Origin of the sequence: Pseudoalteromonas sp. T1lg65 (genome assembly GCF_051930985.1) — a bacterium.
Lineage (GTDB): Bacteria > Pseudomonadota > Gammaproteobacteria > Enterobacterales > Alteromonadaceae > Pseudoalteromonas.
In genome coordinates, this window is sequence record NZ_CP196837.1 from 1,139,212 (window position 1) to 1,151,350 (window position 12,139).

The following is a 12,139-nucleotide window of genomic DNA, read 5'->3' on the forward strand; positions in this document are numbered from 1 at the left end:
GGCTGCTAATAAACCCGCTGCGGCGGTTTTTTTGGTTTATAGCCATTGAATTAAGAGGAGAATAACGTGGCCATATTAACACGTGCCGCACGTATTGCGTTTGCTGAGCAGATTAAAGCACAGCCGGTGTTTTTGGCTTGGGGGCAGGGCGAAGCAAGCTGGGATAACCAACTGCCACCAGCGTCAAGTGAAAGCACCGCGTTAACCAACGTACTTGGTTATCGCAAAGCTAAGCGCTTTGCTTATTGTGTTCAAGACAGTGATGGAGAGATCCAAGTTCCAGCGGGCAACTACACCATGGTTAACTACCCAACCCCTCACTTGTACTGCCAGTTTGAATACGACATTACCGATGGGTTATCACAGACCATTCGTGAACTGGGGTTAATGGTGGGAACTGAGGTAAAAGATCTTATTCCATCGAGTAAAACATACTTTTTAGCCGACGAGATCAAACACCCCGGCATGCTGCTGTTACTTGAACACCGCCCAGCAATTTATCGCGACCAAGGTGTAAAAGAGTCATTCGAATTTGTGATTAGTTTTTAAGGGGGCGCGATGGAACCACATATTTATGAGCAAATAGCGCAGCAACAACCCGACTTTTATCAAAAGTTTGACCCTGAAAAGCAGTACGAACAACTGTTATTTCGCGCCAGTCGAGGTCTACAAAGCCGCGAACTTAACGATTTGCAATGTCAGGTTAATCATCGGGTTAAAGGCGTTGCCGATGCGTTACTTAAAGACGGTGATATCGTCGCCGGTGGCGGGGTCAAAGTCAAAGTTGAGGACGGCGTAGCAACGGCTTATGTTGCCGCCGCGTCGGTTTATATTCGCGGTGCGGTAAGGCACATTGCAGAGCGTGAGCTAACTATCGATACTAGTATGGATATCTTGATTGGTGTCGAGCTTAACGCTGAGGTGATCACCGAGCTTGATGACGCCGAACTAAAAGACCCCGCAGGTAAAGGCTCACTTGCCGCAGGACATAACTACGATGAGCCCGGTGCTGCACGTCTGAAAGTCACCGCAAAGTGGAACAAGTTATCAGAAGATCAAGATACCAACAGTGCGTTTTATCCTGTCTATCAAGTAAACCAAGGTGTGCTGGTGGTTAACCAAGCACCACCGCAATTAGACTCTGTAGCCCGCGCATTGGCGCGCTACGACCGTGAAGCCAACGGTGGCAACTATGTGGTCAACGGCATGGGCTTTCATTACATTAAAACCGAAGGTGAATACCAGCACTTTAGTTTGCAGTCGGGTAAAGCCCATATCGACGGTTTTGAGCTAAGTTTTGCCATGGCTTTGTCTAAACAACTGCCATCAGAGCCGGATATTACCGAAATTGGCCCGGAAAGCGCAGTATTAGCAGAAGGCGCCGCGGCTAACGAAAATATCAAAGTTGACTTTCCGCCGTTAAAGGCAGTAAAGCAGGTTCGGGTGAAAATTCGCGGCACCTACGATGTGACCCGTGAAGCCGAGCTTAAAGATTCACTGGAGCACTCCGGCGTTGACTATATCGAAAGTGTTAGAAGCGGTGACAATGTGTACTTGGAAGGTACTCATTACGACTTTAAAGACAATCATATTCATTGGTTAATTGATGGTGAACGTCCAACGACTGGCAGCAGCTATCAAGCGACTTATGTTTACAATACGTTTGCCGAGGTGGAGCACAATGCCACACACTACTGGATAACAGCGAGTTTTTTACAAAAGCGCGCTGAAAACAACGAAACCTTATTGCTGGATGACATCGAAGCTGTATACGAACGACTATCGCCACGAATTGACCTGATCTTACTTAACCGAGACGGTGAAATTGAGCGCATTAAAGGGGTGCCTGCGCTAGAACGCCCCAAAGCCCCTTTGCTGCCAGAGCAACACCTGCCACTGGCGTATGTTCACCAACACTGGGATGGCAATGCGCCACGCGTTGAAGCCATCTCGACGCAAGCGCTAAATATGCAAGATTTATATAGCATGCAACGCCAAATTGGTGAGTTATATCAGTTGCTGTCGATAGAGCGACTACGAAACGACGCTAACAGCCAAGAGTCATCGAGCAAATACGGGGTATTTGTTGACCCATTTTTAGATGACGATTTACGTGACCAAGGTTTGGCGCAAGATGCCGCCATTATTGATGGCGAATTAACCTTGCCAATTGATGCAAAGGTGTATTCGCTAACCGGTGCTGAGCAAGTCGAGTTGTTGCCCTATACGTTGCAACCTGTGCTGAGCCAGTCAAAACGCACCGGACAAATGAAAGTCAATCCCTACGACGCCTTTGCCCCAGCACCAGCTGCGGTAACACTAAGTCCCAATGTCGATCATTGGACAGTGACACGACAACAATGGACCAGCCCTGTGACCCGTCGATTTACCCAAGGTAGCGGCGTGGTGCAACGGATCAATAGCCGCGTACAAACCCAGCGGGTTGGCATACAAACTCAGCAAGCGGAGTTTTTACGTACCAAGGTGGTGCACTTTACCATCGACGGCTTTGCTGAAACTGAAACCTTAAAAAGCATGACATTTGATGGCGTAGAGCTAAATGTGGAGGTAGATGCATGATCACTGGACGTTTTACGATCCCTGAGGGCGTGTTCCCTGCTGGAGAAAAAACCGTGCTATTTAGCGGTTCGGGCGGCACTGAAGGAACCGCAACGTATACAGGCAGTGGGCAAATTCGCACCGAAACCCTAACTCGGGTGACCACTATTACCACCCAGCGTTGGGACCCACTTGCGCAAACCTTTACGTTAACCGAGAGCCGTTTTATTGCTGCTGTTGAGCTGTTTTTTACTGCCATTGGAGATAAACCGGCTCAAGTACAAATTCGTGAGGTAGAGCAAGGCGTACCAACGCAAACCATATTGGCGCAAAGCCGAGTTGCAAGTAGTGATATTTCTTCAACAGGTGCGACTCGATTTAGCTTTACTCCGGTGTTTTTACAGGCCGGACAAGAATATGCCATTGTGGTATTAACCAACGATGCCGAGCATGCCGTGGCGATTGCGGAACTAGGGCAATACGATCAACAGCAAGGTTGGGTAACCAGCCAGCCGTATCAAGTGGGCGTGTTATTGTCGTCCAGTAACGCCAGCACTTGGACACCTCATCAACAAAAAGATCTCACCTTTAATCTGTTGGCCGCCAAATTCAGTGATACCACAAGGCAAGTTGAGTTAGGTGAAGTCGATGTGGATGATGTGACGGACTTAATGGCGCTGGCCGTGGTGCAACGCCCCAGTGCGGAAACGGATATCGATTTTACCTTAAGTGATACCGAGTCAGCATTTGCGTTACATCATGTCCCTGAGTGGACACCGCAACAGCTGGACGGTGACAGTATTAAGGGAAAGGTCAAAGTTACCGCTAATCTGAGTGGCTCTGAAAGCCTAAGCCCGGTGTTATTTGCTGGCACTCAATGCGCTACCGGAAAAGTACAACCGCAAGCCCAGTACATTTCTCGCGCTTTTACTTGTAATCATGGTGGTCGGGTGACGGTGAGCTTTGAGGCTGTATTAGGCGGACTGGCAAAAGTGAAAGTCTATTTACAACAAAATGACGACAGCTGGTTGGAAGTCCCCAATGCTGTATCCCCTTCGCCGTCACAACGTGGACTCGGCTGGCAGCAGTACGACTATGTACAAAATGCGTATGTCGGCACATTAACCCGAGTGAAGTTAGTGCTATCTGGTACTGGCACGCACCGGCCACGGATACGTAACCTGCGTGCGTTTTCAACGTAATAGACGTTTGTTGTTAAAAAATGCCGTCAGTGCTTATTCTGCGGCGGCATAGTTGATAGCGAGCCACAGGTGTTTTAGATGTAGCGGTCAGCATTGACCTGTTTTTAATCCAAATAACCACTACACTGTATCTACGCTTGCAAAAGTGATTAAAGATTTCCATGTACTCCGGCCCAGCTCAACGTGTTGACTGGGCTTTTTTATTTCTGGAAGTCACACCGCGTTTAAAAATTAAAGCGGTCAAAAATGACCTGCTTTAATCGCTAAAATTCAGTAAGATACACCTAAGCTTGAAAAAGCTAACAGACAAACAGACCCCCATTAAAAGCCCATAACCCTTTAGGTTGTGGGCTTTTTTATTGTGTTTTGGGCACGCCGTCCGCCATTAACCTTACAGCCACTTTAATCGGCTGAGTTTCTTATCAGAGAGTCACTATGAATCATCGCAGTACCCTAGTTAATAAGGTGCTTGAAAGCCTTACGTCTGGACTACAGGGCATGGCACAGGTTGGTGTTATTAAACCTGTGATGCCGTATCCAGATCTCACACAAACAGCGCAGCTTTGTGTCACGCTGGTGGCTGAGCGCCAAGCCAGCGAACTGCAAACAACAGGAAGCGCCGAAGGCGTGACCTACGGGCCAACATCCAATAAACACTTGAGCCCAAACCCACTCGACCGACGAGTGCTGAGTTTGCAGTTAGACATTGAAGTGGAAGATGCCAATAGCATGGCGCTGTTATCGCGGCTAGATACGGTGATTGATACCTGTGAAGCACTGATGCAGGCCGACGGTGTGCCCACTCCCTGGCAGCATTTTATTCCTAAAAACACGCAATTTGCGTTTACCAAGCAAAGTGACTCGGTAATCGCAAAAGCCACGTTATTGTGGGATTTTTATTATCAAGTCGAACCGTTGCCAGAGCCTGAAGACGTTCCAGTTAAAGAAATTTACTTGGGTCCAGAAGGCGGCGAACATCATTTGATTTATCGCACGCCTGAGCAAGGAGAGTCAGTATGATCAGCAATCCTTATCAAAGTGAATTAGCCCTGTCGGACTTACAGCATCGCTTGAGCAAACTTATTGCTATCGGGACGGTGGAAGAAGTGGATTACGAAACTGCTACGGTGAAAGTCAAAATCGGTAATTGGATCACCAAAAAGCTGCCTTGGCTAACCACCCAAGCGGGTCAAGATATGACTTGGCAAGCCCCCGAAATCGGTGAGCAGGTGGTGGTGTTGTCACCTTGTGGCGACACGGCACAAGGGGTTGTGCTTGGCAGTTTATATTCGCAGCAGTTTGCTGCCGAGCAAACGGAAGTTGCGGCAGCGCAGCGCCCTGACGTGCAAAAGGTGCGTTATCAAGATGGCAGCGTGATTGAATACGACCGCAAAAGTCATCGCTACCTAATTGATATTAAAGGCGCTGACGCCACAGTGGATGTGATTTCAGCGGGCACACTCAATATTACCACCGCTAAGGATATTCGCGTACAAACCGACGCCAATGCCACCGTGTTGGTTGCCAAAGACACTACGGTAAATTGCGATGGCAATGCGGCCGTGACGGTGGCAGGAGATGTCACGGTTGACGGTGCCAGTATCGCGCTTAACGGCGGTTCATCTTGTGTGACCACCGCGCATGTTTGCCACTTTACGGGCAGCCCGCATGGCGATGGTTCTTCAACTGTAACAGCGGGGAAATGACATGGCATTAAGTGCAGGCGCCCTAGAGGGCTTAATTAAATCAGAGCTAGAAGCCAACGGCTTTGTGCTCAGCGGCGAACATGCTGTGGCGGGTAAAATGGCTACGGCGATTGCCAAAGCGGTAGTTGATCATATCACCCAATCTGCGCAAGTCACCGTGGCGGGTGGCTCTAGTGCAGGTGCCTACAAAGTATCTTAGGAGCACTCCATGATAGGTATGAACGCCGAAACGGGCAAACCACTCGGGGGGGTTGAGCACCTTAAACAAAGTATTCGCGATATTGTCACCACGCCACTAGGCAGCAGAGTGATGCGTCGTGATTACGGTTGTGGCTTATACGAGCTGGTTGATAAACCGTTTTCACACAGCTTGGTGGGCGATATCACTATGAGTATTGCCAATGCACTAGAAAAGTGGGAACCGAGGTTTCAGCTTGATGGTGTTGCGGTACACCCTGCGGGAGAAGGAAAACTCAGCATTGAAATCAACGGATTATATTTAATTAACGGTGAGCCCGTCACCATTGAAGGGATTCAAGTCTAACCCTTAAAAACCCCCCTTATTATTTGTTTAGGCCACACAAGGCAGCTTGTGTGGCCTTTTTTATTAGCACACTGACATACCCTTGAAGGAGATCCCTATGTCAAAATTTCTACACGGTGTAGAAGTCATTGAGGCGCAATCTGGTACGCGCCCAATCAAAACAGTAAAAAGCTCAGTAATTGGTGTTATTGGTACTGCCAAATATGCTAACGAAGATGCCTTTCCTCTTAACACACCAGTACTGGTTGCTGGAAAACGAGCTGAAGCTGCATTACTTGCAGACTCTGACAATGCGGCTTATAAAGCGCGCGTTGTTGAACTACAAGATGCGGCCATTGCACAAGAAATTTCAAACGTTGAAAGAGACACGTCGACAACACTAACGCAAGATCAAAAAGACGAAATTGCGGCTAAGTTACGTAAAGAAATCACTTCAGTACCTATGGTTGAGCAAGGCACTTTACCAGCTGCAATGGACGGTATTTTTGACCAAGCGGGCGCTGTGGTTGTGGTGGTTCGTGTTGCTGATGGTGACGTGCCGACCGTTCACACAAACATGGTTGGTGGTGTTGCAGCTGACGGCACTTACGAAGGTGTGCAAGCGTTCCTTGGTGCTGAGTCTGTACTAGGTGTTACGCCACGTATTCTTGTTGCGCCAGGTTATTCGCATCAACGCAATGGCGTTGCTAACCCAGTTGTCAAAGAGCTGGTTGGTATTGCTGAGCGTCTACGTGCGGTGATCATCGCCGATGGTCCAAATGAAGGCGATAACGAAGCGAAAGAATATCGCGCTGACTTCGGTTCACGCCGTGTGTTTGTGGTTGACCCGCATGTCAAAGTATTCCGTGACGGTGGTTTGGTTGAAGAACCAGCCAGTGCACGTGTTGCGGGTATGATTGCTAAGTCTGATAACGACCGTGGTTTCTGGTGGAGCCCAAGTAACACCAATATGAATGGTGTTGTGGGTACGGTTCGTCCGATTGACTTCCAATTAGGCGATAGTTTTGCACGAGCTAACTTGTTGAACGAAAAAGAAGTTGCGACGATTATCCGTCAAAACGGCTTTAAACTGTGGGGTAACCGCACTTGTTCAGATGACCCGAAATGGGCGTTCTTATCGGTTGTTCGTACTGCGGACATGATCAACGACTCATTACTTCGTGCGCACATGTGGGCGGTAGATCGCAACATCACTAAGACTTACATCGAAGACGTGACGCAAAGCGTTCAGTCATACCTTGATAGCCTTAAAGCACAAGGTGCGATTTTAGGTGGTCAAATTTGGGCTGACGAAGAGCTAAACACGCCAGCAAATATCCAAGCAGGCAAAGTGTACTTTAGCTTTGACTTCACGCCGCCAACACCGGCTGAGCACATCACGTTCAAGAGCATCCTAACTAATAACTACCTTGAGGAAATCGTATAATGGCAATCTCTCCTAAAATCCTTAAAAAATTCAAGCTGTTTGTAGATGGTAAAGGCTATTTAGGTATTGCCGACGAAATTCAGCTACCAAAAGTAACAGTAAAAACCCGCGAAGTAACGTCAGGTTTCCAAGCGCCAGTTGAGCTAGACGTAGGTCAACTTGAAAAGCTAGAAGGCACCATCACGTTACTAGAGTACAACGCCGACATGATGAAGCTGCTAGGTGACTGGAGCGGCGCAACGACACCGTTGACGGCACGTGGTGCAATTCAAGCACAAGGTCAAGCGCCAGTACCAGTTGTGGTAACACTCGAAGGCTTCTTTAAAGAAGTGGATATGGGCAGCTGGAAAGACGGCGAAGAAGCCAAACTAACCCTGCAATACGCGGTACAAAAGTACAAGCTACAAATTGGTCAAGACGTAATTTACGAAATTGACCTATACAACGACGTTCGTACCGTAAACGGTAAAGATCAAATGGCAGCACTTCGCGCAGCAATTGGAGCATAAAACATGAAAGACATCATTAAACTGAACTTCCCAGTCACGGTCGACGCGCATGAGTATGCCGAACTAACGATGAGACGACCCAAAGTACGAGATCGTTTAATGGTTGATAAGTCGGATTTAAGCGAATCTGAAAGCGAAATCCGTTACTTCTCCAATTTATGCGAAGTGCCTCCAGAAGTGATTGAAGAGCTCGACTGGAGCGACTTTGTAAAACTACGAGAGAAGCTACAAGCTTTTCTCGTATCCCGCCCAACCGCATAAAAGCCATGGTCATTGCACTGGCCAAATACACTGGGTGGGGATTAGCCGAACTTAACGCCTTAACAGAAGACGAGTTAACAGACTGGTTTGAAGCGGCGTTAGAGTACAAACAAAGCACAGAGGCGGGGTAACCCGCCTTTTTTTATTTATCCGCAGTTCAGGTTATTTAACCAATCTCAGCAGCAGTTAATCACACCAGACCATTTAGTTAAGCCTTCGCAGGGTAACAGCAAGCTTAGCTAAGTGGTTTTCGCACTCTCATTCTTTCCAACTGTTTTCCTCAGGTAATGCCATGAAAAAATCTGCTTCAAAAAAACCTTCGCGCGTGGCGAATAAGGTTAAGCACCAGCTACCAAAGCAAACTCAACTCGCACATCAGGTGGCAAAGCTAGGCGCGTTGGTTGATAAACTTAATCAACATGTTGCACTCGATACTGAGTCACCTAACGTTGAACAGCAGTTAGCGGCGGTTATTCAAATTAACCTTAAGCAGCTGCTGGGCGAGCCGCTTAGCAAGGCTGATCTAGGTTTTGCACAATCCTATGAAGGTGATTCGAAAAGCGAACAAGCGGCGGAGCCTAAAAAGGTCGCAGGGAATACCCAACCCCCAGCGTTGTTTGCTTTATCTGAGCAGTTGGTGGCACAACTGAGTGGCTTAAACCAACGTTTAGATGGACTGGATTTGTCAGCGTTAAAGCCGTTGCACAACAGTGCCCAAAACAGCGCGCCTAACGCTGCTGCCCAAACTATATCGCTTACCGCACCGCAGCTCAGCACAAGTAGTCAACAGGCGCAAAACCAAGCGGTTACGTATGCGCAACAGACTGAAAACGCCGCAGTTCAATCGGCTCCAGCGAGTAATACCAACGGACTGAATGATCAGGTTTCTGCGGTACTGTCTAATGCTCCTACGGTGCTAAATCAGTTAGGGTTTGAGCAAGCAGCCGATACCTTGGCTAAGTTTACGCCGGCGTTAAACCAAATTGACGTCGCAAAGGTGATGGAAGGTGATTTACAAAGCCTGAAACAAGCGTTACCTGAGCTGGCTAAAACGGTGGATTTTAGCGCTTTAAACCAAAGTGTAGCCAAGCATATTCCGGCGTTTTCACAGCTTGATTTAGCGGCGGTTGCACAAGGTGATTTGGCGTCTGTATTGGATACCATGCCTGCGCTTTTGGATGGTGCGGGGTTGTCAGAGGTTTCGCAGCAATTTAGTGCAGCATTACCTGCTTTTCAGCAACTGGATATGGCGGCGATTGCCAAGGGTGATTTAAATTCTCTGTTAGATAGCGCGCCCGCAGCACTTAGCGCCTTCGGATTTGATAAAGCTGCTTCGGTGCTGGAACAGCATAAAGACCTCTTTACAGGTATAAATGTTCAAGGGGTGATGCAAGGAGACTTAAGCTCTCTTTTAGATAGTGCGCCCGCAGCACTTAGCGCTTTCGGATTTGATCAAGCCGCTTCGGTGCTTGAACAGCATAAAGAGCTCTTTTCAGGCATAGATGTTCAAGGGGTGATGAAAGGAGATTTAAGCTCTCTTTTAGATAGTGCGCCCGCAGCGCTCAATGCCTTGGGTTTTGATAAAGCCGCTTCTTTCTTGGAGCAAAACAAAGCAAGTCTCGCGAGCATTGATGTACAAGGTGTGCTCAAAGGAGACTTAACTTCTTTGCTAGATAGCGCGCCCGCCATGCTCAACTCGTTGGGGTTTGATAAGGCCGCGTCCTTTTTAGAACAGCACAAAGAAAGCTTTGCCAGTATTGACGTGCAAGGTTTGATAAAAGGAGATCTGAGTTCTTTACAAGGGGCTGTGGGCAGTATGCTCGAACCGTTTGGTTTAGACGGCGTATCGGATAGCGCATTCGATTTACTTGATGCTGATAGCCAAGAGGATGAGGAAAAGGACAAACGCAAAAAAGGCAAGTCAGGCAAAAAAGGTAAAAAGAAAGGCAAAGGCCGCAAGGGCAAAAATTCAGCACGGAAAAAGCCTGCAAAACCCGCGCTTAAGTTACTCGAAGGTGGCAAAGGGCAAGAACAGGACAACGCGAAGTCTAACAAGGCTGCTAAGCAAGGCACTTCGCGCAAGGGGAAAGGCGCTAAAAATACTGGAAAAGTGCTTAATCGCGCCGCTGCAAATGACGCTAAATACAGCAAATTAGGGCGTTTCTCGCCGAAAAAATTGCTGAAAAGTCCAACGCGTCTGTTAGGCAGAGCCGCAGCACCGTTAACTGTCGCACTTGGCGCATTTGATGCGTTCAGCGCCCTTACCGATGACACCTTAACGGGCAAACAAAAGACCCAAAAAGTCGGCGCTGCCGCAGGTGGCATGGGCGGTGCGCTGGCTGGTGCGGCTGCTGGTGCTGCCATTGGTTCGGTGATCCCGGTGTTTGGCACTGCACTTGGCGGCTTAGTTGGTGGGGCACTGGGCGCAATAGGCGGCGAGTCTGTCGGCGGCTTCTTAGGTGACACCCTAGGTGGTTGGTTATTTGGAGATGATGATGAAGAAGTAAATTCCAGTGCTCAAACCTCAAATCTTCAGCAGGCAAAGCAATCACCACATTCATCAACTGCCAATACAGCGCTAGATTTTGTTAAAAATGACGTTATCAACCCCTTTAATATGGCTCTGGGCACGGTCGCCGCCAACGACCAAAATAACGGGGTAAAAAATAGTCGCGCACTAACGCTAAGTAAGTTGGGTGGCTATGTTGGTGACGCGCTGAATTACCACACCGTAGCGTCGACCGCGATGGATAACAGCAAAAGCGCCACAGAAAAAGCCAGCACCATAGGTGGAACGTTAGCGGGAATGTATTCCTCAAAGCTGGTAACCAATGGCTTAGTCAAAGTTAAGCATCCGGCAGTGCGCCTGATGGTACCACTGGCTGGATTTTTAACTAACAGTGCAGTGGGTAATGCAACAAGTGAGTTTGTGGGTAATACACCGGCTGGCAAGTCGCTAGCTAACTGGATGTTTGCCGATAAAGCTCCCGACAACACCAAAGCTCCTCAACTGAGTAGTGAGCCACAGCAGTTAAATGCTAGCAATCCCACGATTCAGTCACAAACCTCGGCATCACCAAGTGCAACACCAGCCAGTGTCACCGTGAATGCCAATATCACCGTGAATGCCACCGATGGCAAGCAAGCAAAAGACATTGCGGTTGAGGTAAAACAACTGCTTGAGCAGCAACAACAGCATGCGATGCACGAGTTATCCGCTCGTTATTTTAACCAAGTAGCGTAATTTCAAAGGACCCTTAATGAGCAAGGTAAACCACGCCAAACACATGATGCAGCTTGGCAAAGACTATAAGTTCTCGGTCAGCACAGCGGCATTTAATAAGCTGAAATACGATAGCCAATATCGTTGGAGTTCCCATGACTCACAAACCGACAAAAGTTCGCCAGCCATGCAATTTATTGGGGTGGGCGAGCAAACCCTAGAAATCGAAGGCACTATCTTTCCACAGCTGGTTAAAAATGGCTTAAAACAACTCGACAGCATGCGTGCGCAAGCAGAAAAAGGCGTGCCGTTTACGTTGGGTTATGTGGAAGAAAGCGGCAAGTCGAGCCCTAGCGTCGGGCGAGTGATGGGCAAGTGGGTGATTAAGAGTATTTCAGAAACCCGCACCCTGTTTTTTAACGACGGTATTCCCAGAGAAATCCAGTTTGTGATGCGTTTGGGCCGATATCAACAAAGCCAAGGGGAATAGTAATGGAAAAAGGGGTTACCTACGTCACTCGCGACGGGGATTGCTTGGACTTAATTTGTTTTCGCCATTACGGCCGCAGCAGCGGCGTGGTGGAAAAAGTATTACAGGCAAATCATGGTTTGGCGGCGCTTGGACCAATTTATGCCCTTGGCGTCGAAATCTTTTTGCCGGAATTCCCCAAGCCAAAAGTAAAACAGGTCATCAATATTTGGGATTGAT

14 protein-coding genes are annotated in these 12,139 nt (G+C 48.3%); all 14 read left to right on the forward strand.

Annotation, left to right across the window (positions count from 1 at the left end):
- Positions 1 to 66 precede the first annotated feature (66 nt).
- Complete coding sequence (locus ACSLBF_RS04955) at positions 67 to 549, forward strand: hypothetical protein (protein ID WP_440055493.1); 483 nt, start codon at positions 67 to 69, stop codon at positions 547 to 549.
- A gap of 9 nt (positions 550 to 558) precedes the next feature.
- Positions 559 to 2,580: a DUF4815 domain-containing protein gene (locus ACSLBF_RS04960; RefSeq protein ID WP_440055494.1), complete on the forward strand. Its 2,022-nt coding sequence runs from the start codon at positions 559 to 561 to the stop codon at positions 2,578 to 2,580.
- Positions 2,577 to 3,761, forward strand: a complete 1,185-nt coding sequence (locus ACSLBF_RS04965; protein ID WP_440055495.1) for a hypothetical protein — start codon at positions 2,577 to 2,579, stop codon at positions 3,759 to 3,761. Before ACSLBF_RS04960 ends, ACSLBF_RS04965 begins: the two co-directional genes overlap by 4 nt.
- A gap of 435 nt (positions 3,762 to 4,196) precedes the next feature.
- Complete coding sequence (locus tag ACSLBF_RS04970) at positions 4,197 to 4,781, forward strand: hypothetical protein (RefSeq protein WP_440055496.1); 585 nt, start codon at positions 4,197 to 4,199, stop codon at positions 4,779 to 4,781.
- Complete coding sequence (locus tag ACSLBF_RS04975) at positions 4,778 to 5,467, forward strand: phage baseplate assembly protein V (protein ID WP_440055497.1); 690 nt, start codon at positions 4,778 to 4,780, stop codon at positions 5,465 to 5,467. Before ACSLBF_RS04970 ends, ACSLBF_RS04975 begins: the two co-directional genes overlap by 4 nt.
- 1 nt (position 5,468) lies before the next feature.
- Positions 5,469 to 5,666, forward strand: a complete 198-nt coding sequence (locus ACSLBF_RS04980) for a hypothetical protein (RefSeq protein WP_440055498.1) — start codon at positions 5,469 to 5,471, stop codon at positions 5,664 to 5,666.
- Positions 5,667 to 5,675: 9 nt separating this feature from the next.
- The gene (locus ACSLBF_RS04985; protein ID WP_440055499.1) at positions 5,676 to 6,011 is read left to right on the forward strand and encodes a GPW/gp25 family protein; all 336 of its coding nucleotides are present in this window, start codon (positions 5,676 to 5,678) and stop codon (positions 6,009 to 6,011) included.
- A gap of 97 nt (positions 6,012 to 6,108) precedes the next feature.
- The gene (locus tag ACSLBF_RS04990; RefSeq protein ID WP_440055500.1) at positions 6,109 to 7,437 is read left to right on the forward strand and encodes a phage tail sheath C-terminal domain-containing protein; all 1,329 of its coding nucleotides are present in this window, start codon (positions 6,109 to 6,111) and stop codon (positions 7,435 to 7,437) included.
- A complete protein-coding gene (locus ACSLBF_RS04995; protein WP_440055501.1) occupies positions 7,437 to 7,946 on the forward strand; it encodes a phage major tail tube protein in 510 nt (169 codons plus the stop codon). The genes ACSLBF_RS04990 and ACSLBF_RS04995 overlap by 1 nt, the downstream gene beginning before the upstream one ends.
- A gap of 3 nt (positions 7,947 to 7,949) precedes the next feature.
- The gene (locus ACSLBF_RS05000) at positions 7,950 to 8,207 is read left to right on the forward strand and encodes a phage tail assembly protein (RefSeq protein ID WP_440055502.1); all 258 of its coding nucleotides are present in this window, start codon (positions 7,950 to 7,952) and stop codon (positions 8,205 to 8,207) included.
- A gap of 5 nt (positions 8,208 to 8,212) precedes the next feature.
- The gene (locus tag ACSLBF_RS05005; protein WP_440055503.1) at positions 8,213 to 8,338 is read left to right on the forward strand and encodes a hypothetical protein; all 126 of its coding nucleotides are present in this window, start codon (positions 8,213 to 8,215) and stop codon (positions 8,336 to 8,338) included.
- A 161-nt stretch (positions 8,339 to 8,499) separates the two neighbouring features.
- Positions 8,500 to 11,451 carry a phage tail protein gene (locus tag ACSLBF_RS05010; RefSeq protein ID WP_440055504.1) on the forward strand — a complete coding sequence of 984 codons (2,952 nt, stop codon included), beginning with the start codon at positions 8,500 to 8,502 and terminating at the stop codon, positions 11,449 to 11,451.
- Between the two features lie 16 nt (positions 11,452 to 11,467).
- Complete coding sequence (locus ACSLBF_RS05015) at positions 11,468 to 11,920, forward strand: phage tail protein (RefSeq protein ID WP_440055505.1); 453 nt, start codon at positions 11,468 to 11,470, stop codon at positions 11,918 to 11,920.
- 2 nt (positions 11,921 to 11,922) lie between these two features.
- Positions 11,923 to 12,138 (forward strand): tail protein X, encoded by a 216-nt coding sequence (locus tag ACSLBF_RS05020; RefSeq protein WP_440055506.1) that lies wholly within the window; start codon positions 11,923 to 11,925, stop codon positions 12,136 to 12,138.
- Position 12,139: the final 1 nt, after the last annotated feature.